A 24,997-nucleotide genomic window follows, 5' to 3' on the forward strand; every position below is an offset into this window, starting at 1 on the left:
GACGGAAAGGCGTTGTCGCCCGCCAGTGAATTCCACGCTTTGTGATGACGATCATCTTTGTGATTAAAATTTTCAGTTATTGATTTTATTTGTGGTAAAAATTTTCATCAATAAAAAATATAAACGAGGAAAATTTATGTCATCAATCGGGGAAACATCGTCGAAAAGCTGGTTCGAAAAAGCCCAGCTTTTCGGTAAATCGTTTATGTTGCCGATCGCTGTGCTGCCAGCCGCCGGGCTGCTGTTGGGCATCGGCGGGGCGCTCTCCAATCCCAATACCGTTGAAGCGTATCCGTTTTTGAATATCGGCTGGCTGCAAGGAGTGTTTAGCGTGATGGCCAGCGCCGGATCGATCGTCTTCGCCAATCTGGCGGTGCTGTTCGCCGTCGGCGTGGCGGTGGGATTGGCCAAAGGAGATAAGGGCACCGCCGGCCTGGCTTCGCTGATTGCCTATCTGGTGATGAACGCCACCATCAATGCGTTGTTAAAAATCAACGGCACGCTGGCGGCTGAAAACCCTGGCGCAGTCGGCCAGGGCATGATCCTTGGCGTTCAGACGCTGGAAACCGGCGTGTTTGGCGGTGTGACGATCGGTCTGGTGACCTGGTATCTGCATAACCGCTACAACAAGATTGCGCTGCCGCAGTTCCTCGGATTTTTTGGTGGTTCACGCTTTATTCCGATTATCAGTTCGCTGGCGGCAATGGCTATCGGGGCGCTGATGACCGCGATCTGGCCGTACGTTCAGCAGCTTATCTTTGGCCTGGGTGGATTGGTGGAGGCCACCGGTTATTTGGGCACCTTTATCTACGGCTTCGTGTTGCGCATGCTTGGCCCGTTTGGGCTGCATCACATCTTTTATCTGCCGTTCTGGACCACCGCGCTCGGCGGCAGCGAGGTGATTCAGGGGCAACTGGTTGAAGGCACCCAGCGTATTTTCTTTGCCCAGCTTGCCGACCCGACCACCCAGCAGTTTTACCTTGGCACCGCGCGTTTTATGTCTGGCCGATTTATCACCATGATGTTTGGTCTGCTGGGAGCCTGTCTGGCGATGTATCAAACCGCCAAACCGGAAAACCGCCAGCGGGTCGGGGGCCTGTTGCTGTCGGCAGCGCTGACCTCTTTTCTGACCGGTATTACCGAGCCGATCGAGTTTTCCTTCCTGTTTATTGCACCCGCGCTGTACGTGGTGCACGCGGTATTTGACGGCCTGGCTTTTATGCTGGCGCATATGCTGCAGATTACCATCGGCCAGACCTTCTCCGGCGGCTTTATCGATTTCATTCTGTTCGGCGTGTTGCAGGGCGAAGCGAAAACCAACTGGATGTGGGTGCCGCTGGTCGGCGTGCCGTGGTTCCTGTTGTATTACTGTACGTTCCGCTTTCTGATTGTTCGCTTCAATTTCAAAACACCGGGGCGTGCTGACGACACGGTCAGCGAAACGGTGCAGTCCGCGTCGGCCCGCGCGCAGCAGATTCTGGCTGCGCTGGGTGGCAAGGACAACGTGGTCGATCTCGACTGTTGCGCCACTCGGCTGCGCGTCACGCTCAAGCATGGTCAACGCGTCAACCAGGCCGAGTTGAAAGCCAGCGGCGCTCGGGCGGTGATCGTGCGCGGCAACGGCGTTCAGGTGATTTATGGCCCGCACGTTACCATTATTAAAAACGAAGTAGAGGAATTATTGGATTTATGACGGTTTCCATGTTGCAGCAGATCAAAGGGAAATTGGTGGTGTCATGTCAGGCGCTGGAAGGCGAACCACTGCACAGCGATTATATTATGTCGCGCATGGCGGTTGCGGCCGAAGCCGGCGGCGCGGCGGCAATTCGCGCCAACGGCGTTGAGGACGTGAAGGCGATCGTGCGTGCCGTCTCGCTGCCGGTAATCGGTATCATTAAACGTGATTATGCCGACAGCGCGGTGTATATCACGCCGACCCTGCGGGAAATCGATGAGCTGATGTGCCTGTCGCCGCAGATGATCGCCATGGATGCGACGGCGCATCCTCGGCCGGGGGGATTGTCGTTGGCTGAGCTGGTGCAGGCGATTCGCAGCAAATACCCACGGCTGTTGCTGATGGCGGATATCGCTACGCTGGCTGAGGCGATCAATGCCGATACGCTCGGCTTTGACTGCATCGGCACCACTTTGCACGGCTATACCGCGGAAACGCAGGGGCGCCAGTTGGCGCAGGATGATTTTTGCTTTTTGCGTGAGGTGCTGGCGGCGGTAGGACGACCGGTGATTGCCGAAGGCAATGTGGCAACGCCGGCCATGGCGGCACGCTGCCTGGCTCTGGGCGCCCACGCGGTCGTGGTTGGCGGGGCGATTACCCGACCGCAACAGATAACCCAGCGGTTTGTGCAGGCGATCGGTGGCTGACGCGACCGCCCTGAACGGAGCAGGGCGGTATTTGCTTCTATCGTTGCTGTTGCAGGAACTCACGCCACAGATTGACCACCTGCTGCAAGTCCTGCCGGCTGACGTCGATGTGGGTGATAAGGCGGGTTAACGGGCCGCTGCTCAGTAACACGCCGCGCTCGCGCATCCACGGGCCCAGCTTGGCCGCCTGTTCTGCCGGTTGACGCAGGTACAGCACATTGGTCTGGGCGCCGGGTTCGACGATCTCCAGGCCGATATCGCGCAACTGCTGTTCCAGCCAGGTGGCATTGTTGTGGTCTTCCCGCAGACGCTCGACGTTGTTTTCCAGCGCATATAAGCCCGCCGCTGCCAGAATACCCGCCTGACGCAGACCGCCGCCGGTCATTTTACGCCAGCGAATGGCACGCTGGATAAATTCGCTGCTGCCGCACAGCAGCGATCCTACCGGCGCGCCCAGGCCTTTCGACAGGCAAAGGGTAAAGGTATCGCAGTATTGCACGATCTCTTGCAGCGGCACGTTGAGCGCCACCGCCGCGTTGAAAATGCGTGCGCCGTCGATGTGCAGCGCCAACTGGCGCTGGCGGCTGAACTCCCACGCCTGCTTCAGATATGCCAGCGGCAGCACTTTGCCGCTGATGGTGTTTTCCAGACTCAGCAGCCGGGTGCGGGCAAAGTGAATATCATCGGGTTTGATCGCGGCGGCGACGGCAGCAAGCGGCAAAGTGCCGTCGGCGTCGGCTTCTATCGGCTGCGGCTGGATGCTGCCCAACACCGCAGCGCCGCCGGCTTCGTATTTGTAGTTGTGCGCCTGCTGACCGACGATATATTCCTCGCCGCGCTGACAGTGGCTCAGCAACGCCACCAGATTGGCCTGGGTGCCGCTGGGCAGAAACAGCGCTGCCTGCTTGCCCGACAGGCGCACCGCTTCAGCCTGTAAGGCATTAACCGTCGGGTCATCGCCATAGACGTCATCGCCGACCTCGGCATTGGCCATGGCGGCGCGCATTGCGGCGCTGGGGCGGGTTACGGTATCACTGCGTAAATCGACAAACATGGACGTCCCTTATTCTGGATATGAAGGTTAGCGTTCCATCATAACCGCAATGGCGAACGGGGAAAGTGAAAACTGGGTGCGACGAATGTCACACCCATGGCCGTTAACGCAGCCAGTTGGTTTTGGCCAATTCGACCACTTCATCGCCGCGGCCGTTGATGATCGCGCGCAGCATATACAGGCTGAAGCCCTTGGCCTGCTCGAACTTGATCTGCGGCGGCATCGCCAGTTCCTGCTTGGCGGTCACCACGTCCAGCAGCGCCGGGCCGGGGTGTGCCAGCATCTCCTGTAGCGCAGCGTCCAGCTCGGAGGCCTTTTCCACACGGATGCCCTTAATGCCGGCGGCGTTGGCGATCGCCGCAAAGTCCGGGTTATGCAGATCGGTGCCGTCGGTCAGGTAGCCGCCGGCTTTCATTTCCATCGCCACAAAGCCCAGCACGCTGTTATTGAACACCACCACTTTGACCGGCAGCGCCAGCTGCGCCAGCGACAGAAAATCGCCCATCAGCATGGTGAACCCACCATCGCCGCACAGGGCAATCACCTGCTTATCCGGCGCGGTGGCCTGCGCACCGATGGCCTGCGGCATGGCATTGGCCATCGAGCCGTGGTTGAACGAGCCCAGCAGCCGTCGTTTGCCGTTCATCTTCAGGTAACGGGCAGCCCACACCGTCGGCGTACCGACGTCGCAGCTAAAGATCGCGTCATCGCTGGCATAACGGCTGATTTGCTGCGCCAGATATTGCGGGTGGATCGGTTGATCGTCATTACAGGTTGCCAGGCCATCAAGATCCTTGCGTGCTTCGCGATAGTGCGCCAGCGCCTTGTCGAGGAATTTGCGGTCGCTCTTTGGATCCAACTGTGGCAACAGCGCGGTCAGCGTGGTCTTGATATCGCCGACCAACGCGGTATTGACCGGACAGTGGGCGCCGATGCTGCCCGGATTGATATCAATCTGAATGATATTGGCGCCGGTCGGATAAAATGCCCGGTAGGGGAACTGGGTGCCGAGCAGCAGCAGCGTATCGGCGTTCATCATCGCATGATAGCCGGAAGAGAAGCCAATCAGTCCGGTCATGCCGACGCTGTAGGGGTTGTCCCATTCAATGTGCTCCTTGCCACGCAGTGCATGCACGATCGGCGCCTGCAGCAGTTCCGCCAGCTTGACCACTTCGTCATGCGCGCCGGCACAGCCGCTGCCGCACATCAGGGTAATGTTTTTAGCGCCGTTGAGCGTTTCCGCCAGCGCGTTCAGTTCGCTCATCGGCGGTTGTACCAGCGGCAGGCGTGGGGTTTGCCAGACGATATTGGCATCTTCCGGCGCCATGCGCAGCGCCACGTCTCCCGGTAGCACGATCACCGACACGCCGCGGTTGAGAATCGCCTTGCGCATGGCGATTTCCAGCACCCGCGGCAGCTGTTCCGGATTAGACACCAGCTCGCAGTAGTGACTGCATTCGCGGAACAGTTCTTGCGGGTGGGTTTCCTGAAAATAGCCGCTGCCGATTTCGCTGGAAGGGATGTGGGCGGCAATCGCCAGTACCGGTACGTGATTGCGATGACAGTCGAACAAACCGTTGATCAGATGCAGATTGCCCGGGCCACAGGAGCCGGCGCAGACCGCCAGTTCGCCAGTCAATTGCGCCTCGGCGCCGGCGGCAAAGGCGGCGACCTCTTCGTGTCGCGTGCCGAGCCATTCAATGGTACCCATGCGATGCAGGCTGTCGCTGAGGCCGTTCAACGAGTCGCCGGTGACACCCCAGATCCGTTTTACGCCAGCCCGGTCCAGGGTTTTGGCGATCAAAGTGGCTACTGTTTGCTTCATGATTCCCCCATCAGGTGAAAACACGCGGCTCATTCCGATGAGATGCGTGCAGAACAACTGCAAGCATAGCTCACAGCCGTGCGTCGTTGGCGTCAGGAACGGTAAAGCGCACCCGACCAGAAATAACCCTAGTCAGCGATGGGGAAATGGTCTTACCAATAAATGCCTTATCGCGGAGATAAGGCATCAAGCGTTTAAGCGAGGGTGACGTCGCCTTGCAGCTGACAGCTGCAGGCCAGCACGTAGCCTTGGGCAATCTCGTTCGGCGTCAGTGTCATACTGCTGGAAGTGGTGTAATCACCGGATAGCACGCGGGTTTTACATGAACCGCACACCCCGGCGCGGCAGGCGGCGGTTACTGGCAATTTATGCATCTCCAGCGCCGCCAGCAGCGTGCTGCCGATCGGTACGCGGAACTCACGCAACGGTTGGCCAATGCGCAGCGCCAGCGAGGTTTCGCTGCCCACGTCGCCGGGGGTCGGCGTGTGGAATTGCTCCTGGTGGAACCGCGCGGCGGGGACGCCAAGCTGCTGGCACAGTTGCTCGACCTGCGCCATGTAGGGCGCGGGGCCGCAGGTCATGACGGTGCGCTGTGCGATGTCCGGCACGGACTGTTGCAGCAGTTGGGCGTTGATACGCCCGCTGAGAAAGCCGCGACGGGCGTCATGTTCGGCCATCAGCGTCAGTTGCAACTGCGGGTGCGCGGCGCACAGCTGCGACCATTGCTCGGCGAAAATCACCTCGTCCGGGTGGCGTACGCTGTAGATCACCTGCACATCGCAGCGTGGGCGATTGACCGCCAGCCAGCGGCACATTGCGATGATCGGCGTTACGCCACAGCCGGCGGCCAGCATCAGATAGCGTTCGCTCGGGTGCTGCAGACAACTGAATTCGCCTTGTGCATCAGACAGCCACAGCGTATTACCGGGTCTGACCGCCTGAGTCAGCCAGCCTGAGCCGACGCCTCCTGGTAGGCGGCGCACGCTGATGCTGATAAAGCGACTCAGGCCGGGTGAGGACGAAAGAGTATAGGCACGCAGTGTTTCATTGCTGTTATCAATACTGACCAGTGCGAACTGGCCAGGCTGATACGGGTAAAAATCGTGGTTTATCAGGTTAAGCGTCCAGACATCGGCGGTTTCCTGCTGGATCGAATGCACCTGCATGCGGTTTGGGCAAAGTGGGCTGGGTTGGGTCATAAGGCACCTCAAAACATACGGGGCTGCCTTAGACAGCCCTGGGAAATAATGGCATCAGCCGAGAATGGTGTGCAGATCCTGCTCAACGCTGGTGATCGGACGCATGCCGAATTTTTCGTTGAGGATCGCCAATAGGTTGTCGGTCAGGAAACCTGGCGCGGTCGGGCCGGTAAAGATGTTTTTCACTCCCAGCGATAGCAGCGTCAGCAGAATCACAATGGCTTTTTGCTCAAACCAGGACAGCACCAGACTCAAGGGCAGATCGTTCACCGAGCAGCCCAGCGTGTCGGCCAGTTTCACCGCCAGCATGATGGCGGCGTAAGCATCGTTGCACTGACCGACGTCCAGCAGACGCGGCAGGCCTTCCAGCGTGCCGAAATCCAGCTTGTTAAAACGATATTTACCGCAGGCCAGCGTCATGATCAGGCAGTCTGAGGGTATGGCGCGGGCGAAGTCGGTATAGTAGCTGCGCTCGCCGCGGCTGCCGTCGCATCCCCCTACCAGAAATACGTGACGCAGTTTTTTGCGGCTGACCAGATCGATCACCGTATCGGCCGCATTGAGTAAGGTCTGGCGGCCGAAACCGACGGTGATCAGATGTTCGATTTCACTGTACGGGAAGCCAGACATGCTCTGCGCCTGTTGAATAATGGCCGAGAAGTCATCGCCTTCCAGATGATTGACGCCTGGCCAGCCGACGATGCTGCGGGTCCAGATGCGATCGCCATAATTGCCGACCTCAGGATCGATAATGCAGTTGGAGGTCATCACGATTGGACCTGGGAATTTGGCGAACTCCACCTGTTGGTTTTGCCAGCCGCTGCCGTAGTTGCCCACCAGGTGTTTGAATTTTTTCAGTTGCGGATAGCCGTGTGCCGGCAGCATTTCACCGTGGGTATAGACGTTGATGCCTTGTCCTTCAGTTTGTTCAAGCAGCATGCGCAGGTCTTTCAGATCGTGGCCGGAAATCAGGATCGCCTTGCCGGCGACCGGACGCACGTTAACGGCGCTGGGCTGCGGATCGCCGTAAGCCTGCGTTTCGCCACGATCGAGGATCGCCATCACGTTGAAGTTCATCTTGCCGATGCCCATCGCGTTATTCAGCAAGGTATCGAGATCGCGCGGCTGGGTGCCGAGCCAGGCCATAAAGGCGTGGTATTCGGCATAAATCTGCGGGTCGAACTGCCCCAGTACGTGTGCGTGCTCCATATAGGCGGCAGCGCCTTTCAGGCCATACAGACACAGCATGCGCAGACCGTGAATATCATCGCCGACCGCGGCCTTGTCGGCGTTCAGGGCGAACTGCGCGGCCTGTTGCCGTAGCGTGTCAATATCGTTGCCGGCCAGTTGCAGCGATGCCAAAGGGTGATCGACCTGCGCCGAGGCGTCCAGCAGGCGACAGCGAGCTGCCAATGTATCACGCAGGGCAAGGGTTTCACGCGCATAGCCAATGATGCGTTCAGAATCGAAATTGACGTTGGTCAGGGTTGCGAAAAAGGCGCGTGGGGCGAAGCTGTCGAGGTCATGATCGACAATCCCCAGGGCGCGAGCCTGTAGCGCCCAGGCGGAAAGTCCTTGTAGCGCAGCCACCAGCAGATCCTGCAGATCGGAGGTTTCCGCCGTTTTGCCGCACATCCCCTGAGCATAAGAGCAGCCGTTGCCGGCAGGGGTACGGATGGTTTGTTCACATTGCACGCAGAACATAGTCGCTTCCTTTTTAAAGTTGCATTTTAAATGCTTGTTTAAAAGCATAGATCGACAATCGGTGCTGAAGAAGTCTTTTATCGAGCAATGTGGGGCAAATTTGATTTAGCGCAAAATTGGCTGAGGATGGGAATTATTTCGGGGGCGCACCCCCGATAGCCATTATGAAAACAGAGCGATTAGCACCGGTGCCAGCAGGCTCAGCAGGAAGCCGTGCACGATGGCCGGCGGCACCATTTCCAGACCGCCACTGCGTTGCAGAACCGGCAGAGTGAAATCCATCGAGGTGGCGCCACACAGGCCGAGAGCGCTTGACCGGCTGCGACGGACCAAGGTGGGGATCAGCATGATCGCCACCAGTTCGCGCGCCAGATCGTTGAAGAACGCCGTGCTGCCAAGCACCGGGCCGTAGGCGTCGGTGATCAGGATACCGGACAGCGAATACCAGCCGAACCCCGATGCCATAGCCAGTCCGGTTTTGAGCGGCAGCCCCAGCAGCAGCGCCGCCAGCGTGCCGCCGGCCAACGCGCTGATAGCCACCGCCATGCCGACCAACATGCCGCGGCGATTGATCACAATCTGGCGCAGCGTCATGCCGCTGTTGCGCAGTTGGATGCCCACCAGCAGCAGCAGGAAAATCAACGCGTATTCACTGCCGGTGGCGGCGTGTTCAAACCACGACCACTGCGTCAACCCAAGGGCGAAACCACCCAGCACCACGCCGCAGAGCTTGAGAGATTCCAACGCCATATGCAGGCGCGACGGTAGCTTTTCCTGTTTATGGCCGTTGCGCCAGGGGTGATTGCGTTCCAGTAGGTACAGCGCCAGCAAATTGGCGCAAAAGATACACAGGAAGAATACCGCGGTGTACTGCAGGATCAGTAGCAGATTACTGCTGAGGTTCTCCAGAAACGCCAGGCTGATCCCCATAAAAAACAGAATGACGTATACCATCCAACTTAATAGTCGGTTAATACGTTGGATGAGCGTTTTGCTGCGCAACGGGATCAGATAACCGATAATCAGCGGCAACAGAATAATCAGCAGACCGGAATACATGATGAAACAATCTTCCTTGGATTGGGATAAGGCGAGGCCAACACGCTAACCAAAAGCCGTCATGGAGTAAAGCGGCAGATTTATGCTGGTCTGCTTGACCTGCAAGGGGTTTTTTGACCATGCTCTGGAGGTCACCCCATTCGGGACGGTGATGGTTCGCACGGGAGGCGACGGATGTACTTAGAACGGGTTGAGATTGTAGGTTTCCGTGGCATAAATCGGCTGTCGCTAACGCTGGATGACAACACGCTGTTGCTAGGGGAAAACGCCTGGGGTAAATCCAGTCTGCTGGACGCGTTGACATTATTGCTGGCACCGGAACAGGCTCTCTATCGCTTCGAGCCTCATGACTTCCATTTTCCACCGGGGGATGAGGCGGCGAAGGAGCGGCATCTGCAAATCATTTTCACTTTCTGTGAAAAGGATGTCGGCCATGCCCACCTACCGCGCTATCGCCATCTGTCGCCGTTGTGGATCAAGGGAGCCGATGGGTTGAACCGTATTCATTACCGTTGTGAGGGCGAACTGGCCGATGATGACACGGTATGTACCTGGCGCGGTTTCCTGGATGCCGAAGGCTATCCATTGCAATTGCACCATATCGATCAATTGGTGCATGCGCTTATTCGTATTCACCCGGTGCTGCGGCTGCGCGATGCGCGCTTTATTCGCCGTCTGCGTAACGACACGCACAACCAGCGGTTACCGGTCGACCATCAGGCGATGACCGAACAATTGAATCAGCTAACGCGAGAGCTGGTGCGTAACCCGCAAAAGCTGACTAACGGCGAGTTGCGCCAGGGGCTGGCGGCGATGCAGCAACTGCTGGAGCACTATTTTGCCGAGCAGGGGGCACAGGTCAGCGGGCCGCGCCGACGCCGACAGCAGCAGGAACAACAGGCATGGCGCTCGCTTGACAGCATCAATCGGATGGTTGCCGAGCCGAACAGCCGCAGCATGCGACTGATACTGTTGGGGATGTTTTCCACCTTATTGCAGGCCAAGGGCAATGTGGCGCTGGAGCCGCACGCGCGGCCTTTGCTGCTGGTGGAAGATCCGGAAACCCGTTTGCACCCAATCATGCTGTCGGTCGCCTGGGGATTGCTCAACCAGCTGCCATTGCAGCGCATTACCACCACCAATTCCAGCGAGCTGGTGTCGCTGGTGCCGGTCGATCAGGTTTGCCGACTGGTGCGCGAATCCGGCCGGGTCGCCACCTATCGCCTTGGCCCGCAGGGGCTTGGTGCCGAAGATGCCCGGCGCATTGCCTTCCATATCCGTTTCAATCGGCCGTCATCGCTGTTTGCCCGTTGCTGGCTGCTGGTAGAAGGGGAAACCGAAGTCTGGCTGCTGAACGAACTGGCGCGTCAATGTGGCTATCATTTTGAAACCGAAGGCGTACGGGTGATTGAGTTTGCCCAGTGCGGTCTGAAGCCGTTGCTGAAGTTTGCTCGCCGCATGGGTATCCAGTGGCATGCGCTGGTGGATGGCGATGAAGCCGGTAAAAAATACGCCAATACCGTGCGCAGCGTGCTGGAACATCATGGCGATATTGAACGCGATCGTCTGACTGCCTTGCCGGCAATGGACATGGAACATTTCATGTACAAGGAAGGATTCAGCCCGGTCTATCACCGCGTGGCGTCGGTGCCGATTAACGCGCAGGTGCCGATGCGCAAGGTGATTTTGAAGGCGGTGCATCATTCCTCGAAACCGGATTTGGCGATCGAGGTTGCGTTGCAGGCCGGCGAGTGGGGCACCGATTCGGTGCCGCCACTGTTGAAAAAAATGTTCTCGCGGGTGATTTGGCTGGCGCGCGGCCGGGCCGACTAACCTTGCGCTCCGGGGTTAGCGAGCAAAGTGCGTTGCCAGCGTAAACGCCAACTCATCGAGTAACTGGTAGCGACGGCGGTATTCGGCGCGCTTTTTGCTGGCAATTTCCACCAGCGGCTTGCGTGCAATACGATCCGGCAGCAGAAAATAGCCATTGGCCAGCGGCTTGCCGCCCATCGACAGCCAAAACTGATCGTAATCGGCATGCAGCTTGTCGCGCTTTTTACTTTTATATCGCCAGTTCTGGTAGATATGGGTGCCGTTGCCGACGGCGACCAATTGCTGGATCCCCAAATGGCGTGCCAGATGTCCCACGCCTTCCAGTACCAGGCGTTTTGGGAACAGACCGTGACAGGCCTTGGTGGTTTGCTGGATTTCCGCGTGCGGCACCTCATGGTTCGCGCCTTGCAGACCGCCGATAAACAGCGTCGGCTGCTGCTGAAAATGCATCAGGGTAAAGGTGATTTCCGCCAGCATCACGCCGCCGGCGTTACGCAGCAATAGCGTCGCCTCTCCTTCTTTATTCAATTTATCAATCGCCGCCAGTTCCAGCGTAATGCGTTCGCCATTTTTATCGCTGGCGCTGGCGATGGTCATCGGCTGTGGAGCGAGGTGACCGATACGCAGTTTCATCGGCATGCGCTGGGCGATCAGATCATAGTGATCGCGCAGTGCGAACAGGCTTTCTAGCTGAGTCATGTTCGCCGCCAGATACGGCCGGTGCAGTTTGCACGGCAGGTTGGGCTGCGCGCGCAAGATTTCTTCCCGCAGCGGGTTGCTGGCCAGCGTATTCATCAGACCGCAGGTGGTGCGCCAATGTAACAGCGAACGGCTGACAAACTTGAGACGGAATGCGGTTTTGTGCCAGGCCTGGCTGGGCGCCAGCGAGCCGTTGATCAGCGAGAGCATCAGTTGCAGACCGTTAAGCGGCCGAGTGGATACGAGGGGATAGCTGAGCTGTGACATGATGTGATCCTTGGCGGTATTGAATGCGCGTATTTCATCAAGCAGTCACTAAACGAGAGTTCAATACCGGGGTCTGAACAGGGGCGGCCGTGCGTAATGTTGAGCTTAGGTTTAGTTATTAGGCTGCGGTCATGATAATTTAGCCCCGCTGCCGGCGTGAGCAGTGACATTTGGTCATAGACAGGAATATATATTGATGTGGTTTAAAGGACGCAAGCGACGCTGGGTGTTGGTCGTTGCCCTGCTGGCGATGGTGGCGGCGCTGGTTTATTGGCGCGTCAGCCATCCGGCGGCGGTGAATTTCAAAACGGTCAAGGTTGCCAAACGTGACCTGCAACAGAATGTACTGGCAACAGGGCAACTGGATGCGGTGCGCAAGGTTGACGTTGGCGCACAGGTCAGTGGCCAGTTGGAAAGCCTGACCGTTGAAATCGGCGACAAGGTGAAGAAAGGGCAGTTGCTGGGGGTCATCGATCCGCAACAGGCACAAAACAGCATTCGCGAAAGCGAAGCGACGCTGCGTGAACTGCACGCGCAACTGAACCAGGCGCAGGCCGAACAGCAACTGGCGGCGGTGACCTTGCAGCGTAACCGCGAATTGGCCCGGCTTCAGGCGGTGTCACGTCAGGATCTCGACAAATTCGCCACCGAACTGGCGGTGAAAAAGGCGCAGGTAGAAACCACCCGGGCGCAGATTGCCAAGAATCAGGCCAGCCTGGATACCGCGAAAATCAACCTGGCGTATACCCGTATTGAAGCACCGATGGACGGCGACGTGGTGCAAATCACCACGCTGCAGGGCCAGACGGTGATTGCGGCACAGCAGGCACCGAACATTCTGACGCTGGCGGACCTGAGTACCATGCTGGTGAAGGCGCAGGTGTCAGAGGCGGACGTCATCCATCTGCGACCAGGGCAGAAAGCCTGGTTTACCGTGCTTGGCGATCCGAGCAAACGCTTTGACGGCGTGCTAAAGGATATTCAACCCACGCCGGAGAAGGTCAACAACGCCATCTTCTACTATGCGCGTTTTGAAGTGCCGAATCCGCAGGGGCTGTTGCGTCTGCAGATGACTGCACAGGTACATATCCAGCTTGGCGGCGTCAGTCAGGCCACGGTAATCCCGCTGGCAGCGCTGGGCGAACAGATCGCCGATAACCGCTATTACGTTGCGCTACTGCGACAGGGTAAAGAAGAAAAGCGTGAAGTGACCATCGGTATGCGTAATAACGTCGATGTGCAGATCCTGAAGGGATTGGGCGTGGGGGATGAGGTGATCGTCAGCCGCGGCGGCGCGGAGGCCAACTGATGGCGAGCTTGTTGGAACTTCACGGCATTCGGCGCAGCTATCAATCCGGCGAGCAGACGGTGGACGTGCTGAAGGACGTGTCGCTGAGCATCGACGCCGGTGAAATGGTGGCGATTATGGGCGCTTCCGGCTCCGGCAAGTCGACGCTGATGAATATCCTTGGTTGTCTGGACCAGCCGAGCGCCGGTACCTATCGGGTGGCCGGGCAGGATGTGGCCACGCTTGACGGCGATGCGCTGGCGGCGTTGCGGCGCGAGCACTTCGGTTTTATCTTCCAGCGCTATCATTTGCTGCCGCACCTCAGCGCCTCGCACAATGTCGAGGTGCCGGCGGTGTATGCCGGACTGGGCAAGGCGGCGCGCCGCGAACGGGCGGAGGCGCTGTTGCGGCGGCTGGGGCTGGCGGAGCGCGTCAATTATCGGCCAAGCCAGCTTTCCGGCGGCCAACAACAGCGTGTCAGTATTGCCCGTGCATTGATGAACGGCGGACAGGTGATACTGGCGGATGAGCCGACCGGCGCGCTCGACAGCCACTCCGGCGAAGAGGTGATGGCGATCCTCAAGCAGCTGCGTGAACAGGGGCATACGGTGATCATCGTAACCCACGATCCGGCGGTGGCGCAGCAGGCGGAACGGATCATCGAAATCCGCGACGGCGAAATCATCGCCGATTCTCGACCGGTGTCGGCAGAGCGGCCGCAGGCCAAGGCGCTGGAACTCGCCACGCCGGCGCCGTCCTGGCAGCAGATTGGCGGGCGGTTTCGCGAGGCGCTGGTAATGGCCTGGCGCGCGATGGCGGCCAACAAGATGCGTACCGCGCTGACCATGCTCGGCATCATCATCGGCATTGCGTCGGTGGTGTCGATCCTGGTGATTGGCGATGCCGCCAAACAAATGGTGCTGGCGGATATCAAATCCATCGGCACCAACACCGTTGATATCTATCCTGGCAAGGATTTCGGCGACGACGATCCCACTTACCGCCAATCGCTGAAGTATGACGATCTCGATGCGCTACGCGAACAGCCGTATGTCAGCGCGCTGTCGCCATCCATTGGCAGCAGCATGCGGTTGCGCTTTGGCAACGTCGACGTGGCGGCCAACGTCAACGGCGTCAGCGAGCAATATTTCCGCGTATACGGCATGGGCTTCAGCCAGGGGACGGGGATCGACGCGCTGCAGCTGCAATCGCAGGCGCAGATCGCGGTGATCGACGAAAATACCCGGCGAAGGCTATTTCCGCATAGCCGTAACGTCATCGGCGAAGTGATTCTGGTTGGTAATATGCCGGCGACGGTGATTGGCGTGGCGCAGCAAAAACAGTCGATGTTTGGCAGCAGCAAAACCCTCAGCATCTGGATACCGTATAGCACCATGGCCAATCGCCTGATGGGCAACGCCTATTTTGATTCGATCACCGTGCGCATACGTGAGGGCTACAACAGCCAGGAAGCCGAGCAGCAGTTGACGCGCCTGCTGACGCTGCGGCACGGTAAAAAAGACTTCTTCACCTACAACATGGACAGCCTGGTGCAAACCGCAGAGAAGACCACCCGTACGCTGCAACTGTTCCTGACGCTGGTGGCGGTGATTTCGCTGGTGGTCGGCGGCATTGGGGTGATGAATATCATGCTGGTGTCGGTCACTGAACGCACGCGTGAAATCGGTATCCGCATGGCGGTTGGCGCCCGATCCGGCGACGTATTGCAACAGTTTCTGATAGAAGCGGTATTGGTGTGTCTGGTAGGCGGGGCGTTGGGGATCATGCTGTCATTAGCCATTGGGCTGCTGGTGCAATTGGTGCTGCCTGGCTGGCAGATCAGTTTCCCGCCGGCGGCGTTGGTGAGCGCGTTTGCCTGTTCGACCGGCATCGGCGTGGTGTTTGGCTATCTGCCGGCGCGTAATGCTGCGCGTCTGAACCCGATTGACGCATTGGCGCGCGAGTAATAGAGTAAATAAAAATGCCAGTCATACGGCGGCTGGCATTTTTGACATGGCATTGCAGATCGACTGCTTCTGCGGGAAACGTTCAGGCCAGCGCCTCGCTTTCCAGGGGCACAATAAGACTCGCATGGTTTCCTTTGGGGCCTTGGTGTACGTCAAACCTGACCTGTTGGCCCGCCTTCAACGTTCTGTAGCCATCCATCTTGATTGTCGAATAATGTGCGAAAATATCTTCGCCGCCGCCTTCAGGGCAGATAAAACCGAAACCCTTGGCGTTGTTGAACCATTTAACAGTACCCGTCTCCATGCTTCTACATCCCTCGCAACGCTATTTTAAGTGAGATGAATAACTGATTTCTGGTGAGCGCGCAGTGGTTAAAAGACCAACAGCTCACGAATTTACACTCTAGAGCAAATGATCATCACGTCAAGCGATCGGCTTTTGTCGGGCGGCAGCAGTTCACCAAAGTTTGAAGCAGGTAACGCTATTGACATGCTTTGGTAACAAAATATCAGTGATTTCAGCGACGGTCTCGCAGCGGCACAATACGACCGAAGATGATAAAATAGTAACGATCCCCGTTTGAATAACCTGAACGCGACCCCATATCTGAGGGTACACAAGAGAAGACGAGCAGCGATGGGCAATAACAACGACTGGCTAAATTTTGAACACTTAGCCGAAGAAAAACAAATCGATGCGGTAAAACCGCCGTCAATGTATAAAGTTATACTTAACAACGACGATTACACACCGATGGAATTTGTGATTGACGTTCTGCAAAAGTTCTTTTCTTATGATATTGAACGCGCAACGCAACTGATGCTCACGGTCCACTATCAAGGCAAGGCGATTTGCGGGGTATTCACCGCCGAGGTGGCGGAGACCAAAGTCGTCCATGTGAACCGGTACGCAAGGGAGAACGAGCATCCGTTGCTTTGTACGCTGGAAAAAGCCTGAACAGGCGATTTATTGGGGAGGTGCTTATGCTCAATCAAGAACTGGAACTCAGTCTCAACATGGCTTTCGCCAGGGCGCGTGAGCACAGACACGAGTTTATGACCGTGGAGCACCTGTTGCTGGCGTTACTCAGCAACCCTGCCGCGCGTGAAGCGCTCGAGGCATGTACGGTGGATCTGGCGGCATTGCGTCAGGAACTGGAAGCCTTTATCGAACAGACCACGCCAACGCTGCCCGCCAGCGAAGAAGAGCGCGACACACAGCCGACGCTCAGCTTCCAGCGCGTACTCCAGCGTGCGGTCTTCCATGTACAATCTTCCGGCCGTAGTGAAGTTTCCGGTGCCAACGTGCTGGTGGCGATTTTCAGCGAGCAGGAATCACAGGCGGCTTACCTGCTGCGCAAACACGACGTCAGCCGTCTTGACGTGGTGAACTTCATTTCTCATGGCACACGTAAAGACGAGCCGGGCCAGGCACCGAACGCGGAGAACCCGGTAAACGAAGAGCAGTCCGGAGGGGAAGACCGTATGGAAAACTTCACCACCAACCTCAATCAGCTGGCCCGCGTGGGCGGGATCGACCCGCTGATTGGCCGCGACCGCGAACTGGAACGCGCGATTCAGGTGCTGTGCCGCCGTCGTAAAAACAACCCGCTGCTGGTGGGGGAGTCGGGCGTCGGTAAAACGGCCATCGCCGAGGGGCTGGCGTGGCGTATCGTGCAGGGCGACGTGCCGGAAGTGATGGCAGACTGTACGCTGTATTCGCTGGATATCGGTTCGCTGTTGGCGGGTACCAAATACCGCGGCGACTTCGAAAAACGTTTCAAAGCCCTGCTCAAGCAGTTGGAGCAGGATCAGAACAGCATTCTGTTTATTGACGAAATCCATACCATTATCGGCGCCGGTGCCGCTTCCGGTGGGCAGGTTGACGCCGCCAACCTGATCAAACCGCTGTTGTCGAGCGGCAAGATCCGGGTGATCGGTTCGACCACCTATCAGGAATTCAGCAATATTTTCGAAAAGGACCGGGCGCTGGCTCGTCGCTTCCAGAAAATCGACATTACCGAGCCGACGGCGGAAGAAACCGTCCAGATCATCAATGGCCTGAAGACCAAATATGAAGCGCACCACGACGTGCGTTACACCGCCAAAGCGGTGCGGGCGGCCGTTGAGCTGTCGGTGAAGTACATCAACGATCGTCATTTGCCGGACAAGGCGATTGACGTGATCGATGAAGCCGGCGCGCGTAGCCGTCTGATGCCGGTCAGCAAGCGCAAGAAAACCGTTAACGTGGCGGACATTGAATCTGTGGTGGCGCGTATTGCGCGTATCCCGGAGAAAACCGTCTCTGCGAGCGATCGCGACGTGCTGAAAAACCTGGGCGATCGTCTGAAGATGCTGGTGTTTGGCCAGGATCCGGCGATCGAGGCATTGACCGAAGCGATCAAGATGAGCCGCGCAGGCCTGGGGCACGAGCGCAAACCGGTCGGTTCCTTCCTGTTTGCCGGTCCGACCGGCGTCGGTAAAACCGAAGTCACGGTACAATTGGCGAAGGCGCTGGACATTGAGCTGCTGCGCTTTGATATGTCCGAATATATGGAACGGCATACCGTCAGCCGTCTGATTGGCGCACCTCCGGGCTATGTCGGTTACGATCAGGGCGGTTTGCTGACCGATGCGGTCATCAAGCATCCGCATTCGGTGGTGCTGCTGGACGAAATCGAAAAGGCGCATCCGGACGTGTTCAACCTGCTGCTGCAGGTGATGGACAACGGAACGCTGACCGATAATAACGGCCGCAAGGCGGATTTCCGCAACGTGATCCTGGTGATGACCACCAACGCCGGCGTGCGTGAGACCGAACGCAAGTCGATCGGCCTGATCGAGCAGGACAACAGTACCGACGCGATGGAAGAAATCAAGAAAGTGTTCACGCCGGAATTCCGTAACCGTCTGGACAACATTATCTGGTTCAACCATCTGTCCACTGCGGTTATCCAGCAGGTTGTCGACAAGTTTATCGTCGAACTGCAGGCGCAGCTGGATGCGAAGGGGGTATCGCTGGAAGTCAGCGACGACGCACGCGACTGGCTGTCGGTGAAGGGCTACGATCGTGCGATGGGTGCTCGTCCGATGGCGCGTGTGATGCAGGAAAACCTGAAGAAACCGTTGGCCAACGAATTGCTGTTTGGTTCGCTGGTGGAGGGAGGATCGGTGAAGGTCGAGCTGGACAAGGAAACCCAGAAGCTGACCTACCATTTCCTCAGTGCGCAAAAACGCAAGGCGGACGAAGGCGTGCATTGATTGCCGCTGGGTTAAATAACAAAAAGCGATGCTTCGGCATCGCTTTTTTTACGCGTGCAATTCGCGTACGGCACAAATAGGCGAGCCCTCTCAGTTTACCTACGCACGACCAACGGGGTAATGAACGTTGCGGCGGGGATAAACGGAAAGGGCTCCGGAGGGATTTACATCCTCGGTGTCGCCAGCGACTGGCGACCAGTTAGCCGATTAACGGCTACGGAAGACAATGCGGCCTTTGCTCAGGTCGTACGGGGTCAGCTCTACAGTGACTTTGTCGCCCGTCAGGATGCGGATATAGTTTTTACGCATTTTACCGGAGATATGAGCGGTTACCACGTGCCCGTTTTCCAATTCAACGCGGAACATGGTGTTCGGCAGCGTATCAAGAACGGTGCCCTGCATTTCAATATTGTCTTCTTTGGCCATCGAATCCTCTAGGTGTAACTACCTTAGTTTTTAACCGGCAAGATAATGCCGAAAAACCCACATTATGTAAAGAAGTGTCGGTGAACATTGCACCGTTTCCGCAAAATTAGTTTGTTGGGGAGGGTGGTTCAACCTGCTGTGGGGGTAACGCTTGCGGCATCCAGCACTCCGAGGCTAACGTCCGGCGCTGAAGGTAACTGAGCTGCTGCAAAAATTGGCGGCGAGGGATTTCGCGTGCGCCAAGCCGGGAAGTGTGCGCGTTAAGCACCTGACAGTCAATCAATTCACCGCCGAAAGCTGAAAAATGCTGGCAAAAGGCCATCAATGCGCATTTCGAGGCGTTGTCAGTGCGGCTGAACATCGATTCACCGCAAAACAGCGCGCCCTGCGCCACGCCGTACATGCCGCCGACCAGTTGTTCGCCTTGCCATACCTCAACCGAATGCGCATGGCCGAGCTGGTGCAACTGAAGATAGGCGCGTTGCACTTCCGGGCCGATCCAGGTGCCTTCGAGCGGCCGTTCGGCGCAGGCGGCGATCACGGCGGAAAAATTATGGTTCAGGGTAATGCGAAAAGGGTTGCCGCGCAGGAAGCGCTTGAAACTGCGGCTGAGGTGGCGTTCGTCAGGGAACAGCACCGCGCGCGGATCCGGTGACCACCACAGAATTGCCTCCCCCGGCGAATACCAGGGGAAGATGCCGCGCTGATAGGCCGCCAATAGCCGTGGCGCGCTCAGGTCGCCGCCGATGGCCAACAGCCCGTTGGGATCGCGCAGCGCGGCCTCTGGCGAAGGGAACGCCAGTGAATGCGACGAGAGCTTGACGATACGCATAAATCTCCTTAGCGGCCTGTACAGCGCGAATCAGATACGTTGCCGGAATTGGGCGTAACGACCTTGCAGCCGCAGCAGGGTAGCATGGTTTCCCTGTTCAACAATCTGCCCGCCGTCCATCACGCAGATGCGGTCCATATGCTCCAGACCGTACAGGCGATGGGTGACCAGAATCAGCGTCCTGCCCTGACAATGCAGGCGCAGCAGCGCCAGGATCTGCTGCTCGGTTTCCGCATCCAGGCCCTCGGTCGGCTCATCAAGCAACAGTAACGGCGCCGGATGCAGTAGCGCACGGGCGACGCCCAGACGGCGTTGCTCGCCGCCGGAAAGCTGACGACCGCCTTCGCCCAGCCAGGCGTTCAACCCGTCATTTTCCAACAGTTTTCCCAGACCTACCTGTTCCAGCACCGTTTTCAGCGCGGCATCGTCTGCGTCTGGTGCCGCCAGCAGCAGGTTTTCACGCAGGGTGCTGCTGAATACGTGTACACGCTGGCTGACGACGCTGGTCATGGCGCGCAGCGTGTCTTCAGCGTAGCTGGCCAACGGCTGGCCGTTCAGCAATATTTCACCGCTGTCGGCGTTCCAGGCGCGGGTCAGCAGTTGCAGCAGCGTTGATTTACCACAGCCGGTTCGCCCCAGCAGGGCGATATGCTCGCCGGCTGCCACCTGCAATGCCACGTTACGCAGCACCGGCTGCGGTTGCTGCGGGTAGCTGAAGCAGAGCTGTTGCAGGCTTAGCGCGGCGCTGTCTTTTGCCTGCGGCCCGTGATTTGGGAAAATCACCTCTGGCTGCTGATCGATCAACTGCTTGACGCGGGTGGCGGAAGCGATGACCTGGCCCAGGTGCTGAAAGGCACCGGCCACCGGCATCAACGCTTCAAAACAGGCCAGCGCAGTGAAGACGAACAATGCGATCAGCGCGCCGGGTTGGTTATTGCCGCCCACGCCGTTGGCGGCCAGCCACAGCAGCAGGGTAACGGTCACGCCGCTGGCCAGGATCATCAGCGCCTGCGCCTTGCCGCCCAGCGAGGCCTGCTGCCATTGACGACGTTGCCAATGGCGCTCGGTGGTGGTCAACGCCGCGCGGAAACGCTGCACCGCGCCGAATACCACCAGTTCAGCCTGGCCTTGCAGCCAGGCGGTGAGATCGGTGCGGTACTGGCTGCGCAAGGCGGTCAGTTCACCGCCAATCGGTTTACCGAGGCGATAAAACAGCGGCGGTACCAGTAACAGCAGCAACAGCAGAATGCTACCCAGCGTCAATGCCAGCGCGGGGTCGATAAAACTCAGGCCGAAGGTCACTACGGCGATCACCACCGCGGCGCTTACCAACGGCGAAATCACCCGCAGATACAGATGATCGAGCGTATCAACGTCCGCGACCAGTCGGTTCAGCAGCTCCGCCTGGCGGAAACGGGCCATGCCGCCCGGCGACAGCGGCAGGATCTTTTTAAAGGTGAACACCCGCAGATGCGACAGCACGCGGAAAGTGGCGTCATGGCTGACCAGCCGTTCGGCATAGCGCCCGGCGGTGCGGAAAATCGCCGCGCCGCGCACGCCGGCGGCCGGCAGCATGTAGTTGAACGTATACAGCCCGGCCAGTCCGGCCAGCGCCGAGGCGGCAAGGAACCAGCCGGACAGCGCCAGCAGGCCGATGCTGGCCAGCAGAGTGATGATGGCCAGCAGAATACCCAGCGTCATCAGCAAGGCATGGCGGCGATACAACGCCAGAAACGGCAGCAAAACGCGCATGATTATAGCTCCCCGCTGCGGTGTGCGATCAAGGTGGCAAATAGCCCGGATTGGGCGCCCAGCGTGGCGTAATCGCCTTGCTGGACGATTTGTCCGTTATCCATTACCCAAATTTGGTCGAAGTCTTCGGTATCTTCCAACTGATGGGTGACCAGCAGAGTGGTTTGCCGACGGGAAGCGGCGTTGAGCGCCTGCATCACCAGCCGTTCGCTGTGGGCGTCCAGACTGGCGGCGGGCTCGTCGAGCAATAATAGCTGGCGTGGGCTGATCAACGCCCGCGCTACCGCAACCCGCTGCGCCTGGCCGACCGACAGCCGCGCTGCGCTATCACCCAGAACGGTCTCCAGACCATCAGGCAACTGCGGCAGGAACTCATTGACATAGGCCTGTTCTACCGCCTGTTGCAACTGTTGTTCATCGGCCTGCGCATTGCCCAGCAGGATGTTGTCACGCAGCGTCTGTGCCGGCAGATGAGGATTTTGCCCAACCCAGCCGAGCCGCTGTCGCCAGCCTTCCGCGTTCAGATCGCGCAATTCGATGCCATTGATGCGCAGCGAGCCGCGATAGGGCAGGAAGCCGAGCAGCAGATTCAGCAGCGAACTTTTACCCGCACCGCTCAACCCCACCAGCGCAATACGCTGGTTGGCCGGCAGGGTGAAACTCAATGGCCCGGCCAGCAGCACGCCTTGCGGCGACAGGATTTCCAACTGCTCGGCGGTCAGCGTGAGCGCATCGTGCTCATTCAGCGTCAGCGTGCCGTTGCCGATCCCGTCAGCTTCGGCACTGAGGAAGGTTTCCAGCATTTCAGCGGCCCCTACCGCCTGAGCCTTGGCGTGATAGAACGCGCCCAAATCGCGCAACGGCTGGAAGAATTCCGGCGCCAGAATCAGCACCAGAAAACCGGCAAACAGCGTGACGCCAGTGCCGTAACTGCCAAAGTTCAACTCGCCCAGGTACGAGAAACCAAAATAGACCGCGACCACGGCGATCGACAGCGAAGCGAAAAACTCCAGCACTGCCGAAGAAAGAAAGGCCATGCGCAAAACCTCCATGGTGCGACGACGGAAGTCTTCGGAGGCGCTAGCGATATGGTCGGTTTCTGCCTGCCCGCGGTGGAACAGGCGTAGGGTGTCCAGACCGCGCAGCCGATCGAGGAAATTGCCGCTCAGGCGCGCCAATGCCACGAAGTTGCGGCGGTTGGCGTCGGCGGCGCCCATGCCGACCAACGCCATAAACAGCGGAATCAACGGTGCGGTGACCAGCAGAATCAGCCCGGCGGCCCAGTTGATTGGCAGTACGGTGACTAAAATCAGCAACGGAATGAATACCGCCAGGTACATTTGCGGCAGATAACGCGAATAATAATCCTGCATATCCTCGATTTGCTCGATGATGATCGACGCCCAGCTGCCGGCCGGCTTGCCCTGAACCCATGCGGGCCCTAGCCGTTGGAGTTTGTCCAGCACCTGCTGGCGTAGCCGTTGGCGGATCGCCTGGCCGCAAAGGAAGCCCACGCGTTCGCGCAGCCAGCTCAACAGCGCCCGCAGCACAAAAGTGGCGACCAGCCAGATAAACCACGGGGTCAGTTGATCGCGTGGCGTGTGTTCGACGATCAGCGCATGAAGCAGGGCGGCCAGGAGCCAGGCCTGTGCGACAATCAATATGCCGCTGAACAATCCGAGTAACATGGAAAGGCGTAACCAACGCTTTGCCAAAGCGCTCTGTGTCTTAAGCCATTGGGTGAGCTGGTGCTGTCTGGTTTTTTTCATCAGGAGTGTCTGCGTCGCCGACGCCTGTGATCACAGGCTTGGTTAACATACTGTTAAAAAAAGTGTTTGCTTCAACCGGAAGCGCACAAGTGAAGGTCAATGTTACCTCGTCACTGCGCAGACTGAAAAGCAATAAGGCGACCAATTGGCCGCCTTATTTGTCAATATCGGTAAGGACTGACTGGAGGGGTTACAGCACTTCAGCCTGAGCGATGCCGTCGAGGTAACGTTCCGCATCCAGTGCCGCCATACAGCCGGTGCCGGCAGAGGTGATCGCCTGGCGGTAGATATGATCCATCACGTCGCCAGCGGCAAACACGCCAGGGATACTGGTTTGGGTGGCATTGCCGTGGATACCGGACTGTACCTTGATGTAGCCGTTTTCCAATTCCAGCTGGCCGCCGAAGATACCGGTGTTAGGGCTGTGGCCGATGGCGATAAACACCCCGGCAACCGCCAGGTCGCTGGTGCGTTCTTCATGCCGGGTGCTGCGAATGCGCACGCCGGTTACGCCCATTTCATCGCCCAGTACTTCGTCCAGAGTATGGTCGGTGTGCAGCACGATGTTGCCGTTGTTGACCTTTTCCATTAACCGGTCAATCAGGATCTTCTCGGAACGGAAACTGTCGCGACGGTGAATCAGATGCACTTCTGCGGCGATGTTGGACAAATACAGCGCTTCTTCCACGGCGGTATTGCCGCCGCCGACCACCGCCACTTTCTGGTTGCGATAGAAGAAACCGTCACAGGTGGCGCAGGCGGAAACCCCTTTACCCTTGAATGCCTCTTCGGTTGGCAGGCCGAGGTAGCGGGCGGAAGCGCCGGTAGCGATGATCAGCGCGTCGCAGGTGTATTCACCGCTGTCGCCAACCAGGCGGAATGGACGGTTCTGCAACTCCACGCTGTTGATATGATCAAAAATGATTTCGGTCTGGAATTTTTCTGCGTGCTCGCGCATGCGTTCCATCAGCACGGGGCCTGTCAGGCCTTCCGCGTCGCCCGGCCAGTTCTCCACTTCGGTGGTGGTGGTCAGTTGACCGCCCTGTTCCATGCCGGTAATCAACACCGGATTCAGGTTTGCGCGTGCCGCATACACTGCCGCGGTGTAGCCCGCTGGGCCAGAGCCCAAAATCAATAACTTGCTATGTTTAGCCGTGCCCATGAATAACCTCTTTTCCCACAATGGCGGACAATGAAACCGATTGTAGGGAAAATGCGACAGTAAAAAAAGCACCAGCGGATGTTGTTAACGATTTGTTTGATAGCTATTGCCTATTAATTAATAAGTTGCCAGCGAGGGCAGAGCAAAATACAGCAATTTAATTTATATGAGCCACTGCGGAAAGAATAAACGGCAATGAATGAAAATTCACATTTTTGCCGGGTTTATGCCGCTATCTGCCACGCTTTTTCCACCAGCGATTCATAACCAAAAATGGGGCGCTGACTTTTCTTAACGGTACGTTCTTCTGATTTTGCTTCTTTTACTTTGACAATCCGCTGCGCATTTGCGAAAACATCATAGGAAGAAGAAATTATCCCCGCGCACAGGGTTTGACAGACAGGCTGTGCAACGGGAAAAGAGGGTAGTGAAGAAGCACTAACGCAGTCGGTTTCCAGTCGAAATCGGCGGCAAACAACAGGCATCGGGTCTTCGCTTGGAACGAGCCCTTAACACAT

General features: G+C 58.0%; 20 protein-coding genes. 7 read left to right on the forward strand and 13 right to left on the reverse strand.

The features are described from left to right. Positions 1-136: 136 nt before the first annotated feature. Together AC2AXP_RS03585 and AC2AXP_RS03590 are read left to right on the forward strand one after the other, a co-directional pair. Positions 137-1,693, forward strand: coding sequence for a PTS transporter subunit EIIC (locus AC2AXP_RS03585; protein WP_371901480.1), 1,557 nt, complete (start codon positions 137-139; stop codon positions 1,691-1,693). Beyond that, a complete protein-coding gene (locus AC2AXP_RS03590) occupies positions 1,690-2,382 on the forward strand; it encodes an N-acetylmannosamine-6-phosphate 2-epimerase (protein ID WP_004965024.1) in 693 nt (230 codons plus the stop codon). The genes AC2AXP_RS03585 and AC2AXP_RS03590 overlap by 4 nt, the downstream gene beginning before the upstream one ends. Before the next feature lie 37 nt (positions 2,383-2,419). Here AC2AXP_RS03590 and ltaE read toward each other — a convergent pair whose 3' ends face one another. The 5 genes from ltaE to AC2AXP_RS03615 all read right to left on the reverse strand — a co-directional run bounded on the left by ltaE (position 2,420) and on the right by AC2AXP_RS03615 (position 9,223). Continuing rightward, a complete protein-coding gene (ltaE, locus tag AC2AXP_RS03595) occupies positions 2,420-3,436 on the reverse strand; it encodes a low-specificity L-threonine aldolase (protein ID WP_004965022.1) in 1,017 nt (338 codons plus the stop codon). A 103-nt stretch (positions 3,437-3,539) separates the two neighbouring features. After that, the gene (poxB, locus tag AC2AXP_RS03600) at positions 3,540-5,261 is read right to left on the reverse strand and encodes a ubiquinone-dependent pyruvate dehydrogenase (protein WP_484381415.1); all 1,722 of its coding nucleotides are present in this window, start codon (positions 5,259-5,261) and stop codon (positions 3,540-3,542) included. Positions 5,262-5,455: 194 nt separating this feature from the next. After that, the gene (gene hcr / locus AC2AXP_RS03605) at positions 5,456-6,460 is read right to left on the reverse strand and encodes an NADH oxidoreductase (protein WP_039992276.1); all 1,005 of its coding nucleotides are present in this window, start codon (positions 6,458-6,460) and stop codon (positions 5,456-5,458) included. Positions 6,461-6,514: 54 nt separating this feature from the next. Next, positions 6,515-8,164 carry a hydroxylamine reductase gene (hcp, locus tag AC2AXP_RS03610; RefSeq protein ID WP_039992275.1) on the reverse strand — a complete coding sequence of 550 codons (1,650 nt, stop codon included), beginning with the start codon at positions 8,162-8,164 and terminating at the stop codon, positions 6,515-6,517. A 162-nt stretch (positions 8,165-8,326) separates the two neighbouring features. After that, a complete protein-coding gene (locus AC2AXP_RS03615; RefSeq protein ID WP_004965015.1) occupies positions 8,327-9,223 on the reverse strand; it encodes a LysO family transporter in 897 nt (298 codons plus the stop codon). Between the two features lie 174 nt (positions 9,224-9,397). On the opposite strand from AC2AXP_RS03615, the gene AC2AXP_RS03620 reads away from it, so the two are divergent. Further along, positions 9,398-11,056, forward strand: coding sequence for an ATP-dependent nuclease (locus tag AC2AXP_RS03620; RefSeq protein ID WP_004965013.1), 1,659 nt, complete (start codon positions 9,398-9,400; stop codon positions 11,054-11,056). Positions 11,057-11,071: 15 nt separating this feature from the next. Here AC2AXP_RS03620 and AC2AXP_RS03625 read toward each other — a convergent pair whose 3' ends face one another. Next, the gene (locus AC2AXP_RS03625; protein WP_004965011.1) at positions 11,072-12,022 is read right to left on the reverse strand and encodes a VirK/YbjX family protein; all 951 of its coding nucleotides are present in this window, start codon (positions 12,020-12,022) and stop codon (positions 11,072-11,074) included. 196 nt (positions 12,023-12,218) lie between these two features. Between AC2AXP_RS03625 and macA the strand changes: the two genes are divergently transcribed. Then, positions 12,219-13,331 carry a macrolide transporter subunit MacA gene (gene macA / locus AC2AXP_RS03630; RefSeq protein WP_004965010.1) on the forward strand — a complete coding sequence of 371 codons (1,113 nt, stop codon included), beginning with the start codon at positions 12,219-12,221 and terminating at the stop codon, positions 13,329-13,331. After that, positions 13,331-15,277: a macrolide ABC transporter ATP-binding protein/permease MacB gene (macB, locus tag AC2AXP_RS03635; protein ID WP_004965009.1), complete on the forward strand. Its 1,947-nt coding sequence runs from the start codon at positions 13,331-13,333 to the stop codon at positions 15,275-15,277. Before macA ends, macB begins: the two co-directional genes overlap by 1 nt. An 82-nt stretch (positions 15,278-15,359) precedes the next feature. On the opposite strand, the gene cspD is transcribed toward macB, so the two are convergent. After that, positions 15,360-15,581 (reverse strand): cold shock-like protein CspD, encoded by a 222-nt coding sequence (cspD, locus tag AC2AXP_RS03640; protein ID WP_004965007.1) that lies wholly within the window; start codon positions 15,579-15,581, stop codon positions 15,360-15,362. A gap of 333 nt (positions 15,582-15,914) precedes the next feature. Between cspD and clpS the strand changes: the two genes are divergently transcribed. Next, positions 15,915-16,235, forward strand: a complete 321-nt coding sequence (gene clpS / locus AC2AXP_RS03645; RefSeq protein WP_004928347.1) for an ATP-dependent Clp protease adapter ClpS — start codon at positions 15,915-15,917, stop codon at positions 16,233-16,235. A gap of 26 nt (positions 16,236-16,261) precedes the next feature. Next, on the forward strand, positions 16,262-18,538 hold the full coding sequence (gene clpA / locus AC2AXP_RS03650) for an ATP-dependent Clp protease ATP-binding subunit ClpA (RefSeq protein WP_004965004.1): 2,277 nt from the start codon (positions 16,262-16,264) through the stop codon (positions 18,536-18,538). Between the two features lie 207 nt (positions 18,539-18,745). Here the strand turns inward: clpA and infA are convergent, their stop codons facing one another. The 6 genes from infA to AC2AXP_RS03680 form a co-directional block, all read right to left on the reverse strand. After that, on the reverse strand, positions 18,746-18,964 hold the full coding sequence (infA, locus tag AC2AXP_RS03655; RefSeq protein ID WP_002211347.1) for a translation initiation factor IF-1: 219 nt from the start codon (positions 18,962-18,964) through the stop codon (positions 18,746-18,748). A gap of 106 nt (positions 18,965-19,070) precedes the next feature. After that, positions 19,071-19,796 (reverse strand): leucyl/phenylalanyl-tRNA--protein transferase, encoded by a 726-nt coding sequence (gene aat, locus AC2AXP_RS03660; RefSeq protein WP_004964997.1) that lies wholly within the window; start codon positions 19,794-19,796, stop codon positions 19,071-19,073. Positions 19,797-19,826: 30 nt separating this feature from the next. Beyond that, positions 19,827-21,548, reverse strand: a complete 1,722-nt coding sequence (cydC, locus tag AC2AXP_RS03665; protein ID WP_004964994.1) for a heme ABC transporter ATP-binding protein/permease CydC — start codon at positions 21,546-21,548, stop codon at positions 19,827-19,829. A 2-nt stretch (positions 21,549-21,550) separates the two neighbouring features. Further along, positions 21,551-23,317, reverse strand: a complete 1,767-nt coding sequence (gene cydD / locus AC2AXP_RS03670) for a heme ABC transporter permease/ATP-binding protein CydD (protein WP_484381416.1) — start codon at positions 23,315-23,317, stop codon at positions 21,551-21,553. Positions 23,318-23,507: 190 nt separating this feature from the next. Further along, positions 23,508-24,479 carry a thioredoxin-disulfide reductase gene (trxB, locus tag AC2AXP_RS03675; RefSeq protein ID WP_004964987.1) on the reverse strand — a complete coding sequence of 324 codons (972 nt, stop codon included), beginning with the start codon at positions 24,477-24,479 and terminating at the stop codon, positions 23,508-23,510. 224 nt (positions 24,480-24,703) lie between these two features. Beyond that, entirely contained in the window at positions 24,704-24,964 is a 261-nt protein-coding gene (locus AC2AXP_RS03680) for a hypothetical protein (RefSeq protein WP_127913612.1), read from the reverse strand. Positions 24,965-24,997 lie beyond the last annotated feature (33 nt).

The sequence above is a fragment of the Serratia sp. Sp408 genome, assembly GCF_057180665.1.

Coding starts and splice junctions, on each gene's coding strand:
- AC2AXP_RS03585 (WP_371901480.1), top strand. CDS start 137: ATGTCATCAATCGGGGAAACATCGTCGAAAAGCTGGTTCGAAAAAGCC.
- AC2AXP_RS03590 (WP_004965024.1), top strand. CDS start 1,690: ATGACGGTTTCCATGTTGCAGCAGATCAAAGGGAAATTGGTGGTGTCA.
- ltaE (WP_004965022.1), bottom strand. CDS start 3,436: ATGTTTGTCGATTTACGCAGTGATACCGTAACCCGCCCCAGCGCCGCA.
- poxB (WP_484381415.1), bottom strand. CDS start 5,261: ATGAAGCAAACAGTAGCCACTTTGATCGCCAAAACCCTGGACCGGGCT.
- hcr (WP_039992276.1), bottom strand. CDS start 6,460: ATGACCCAACCCAGCCCACTTTGCCCAAACCGCATGCAGGTGCATTCG.
- hcp (WP_039992275.1), bottom strand. CDS start 8,164: ATGTTCTGCGTGCAATGTGAACAAACCATCCGTACCCCTGCCGGCAAC.
- AC2AXP_RS03615 (WP_004965015.1), bottom strand. CDS start 9,223: ATGTATTCCGGTCTGCTGATTATTCTGTTGCCGCTGATTATCGGTTAT.
- AC2AXP_RS03620 (WP_004965013.1), top strand. CDS start 9,398: ATGTACTTAGAACGGGTTGAGATTGTAGGTTTCCGTGGCATAAATCGG.
- AC2AXP_RS03625 (WP_004965011.1), bottom strand. CDS start 12,022: ATGTCACAGCTCAGCTATCCCCTCGTATCCACTCGGCCGCTTAACGGT.
- macA (WP_004965010.1), top strand. CDS start 12,219: ATGTGGTTTAAAGGACGCAAGCGACGCTGGGTGTTGGTCGTTGCCCTG.
- macB (WP_004965009.1), top strand. CDS start 13,331: ATGGCGAGCTTGTTGGAACTTCACGGCATTCGGCGCAGCTATCAATCC.
- cspD (WP_004965007.1), bottom strand. CDS start 15,581: ATGGAGACGGGTACTGTTAAATGGTTCAACAACGCCAAGGGTTTCGGT.
- clpS (WP_004928347.1), top strand. CDS start 15,915: ATGGGCAATAACAACGACTGGCTAAATTTTGAACACTTAGCCGAAGAA.
- clpA (WP_004965004.1), top strand. CDS start 16,262: ATGCTCAATCAAGAACTGGAACTCAGTCTCAACATGGCTTTCGCCAGG.
- infA (WP_002211347.1), bottom strand. CDS start 18,964: ATGGCCAAAGAAGACAATATTGAAATGCAGGGCACCGTTCTTGATACG.
- aat (WP_004964997.1), bottom strand. CDS start 19,796: ATGCGTATCGTCAAGCTCTCGTCGCATTCACTGGCGTTCCCTTCGCCA.
- cydC (WP_004964994.1), bottom strand. CDS start 21,548: ATGCGCGTTTTGCTGCCGTTTCTGGCGTTGTATCGCCGCCATGCCTTG.
- cydD (WP_484381416.1), bottom strand. CDS start 23,317: ATGAAAAAAACCAGACAGCACCAGCTCACCCAATGGCTTAAGACACAG.
- trxB (WP_004964987.1), bottom strand. CDS start 24,479: ATGGGCACGGCTAAACATAGCAAGTTATTGATTTTGGGCTCTGGCCCA.
- AC2AXP_RS03680 (WP_127913612.1), bottom strand. CDS start 24,964: ATGCCTGTTGTTTGCCGCCGATTTCGACTGGAAACCGACTGCGTTAGT.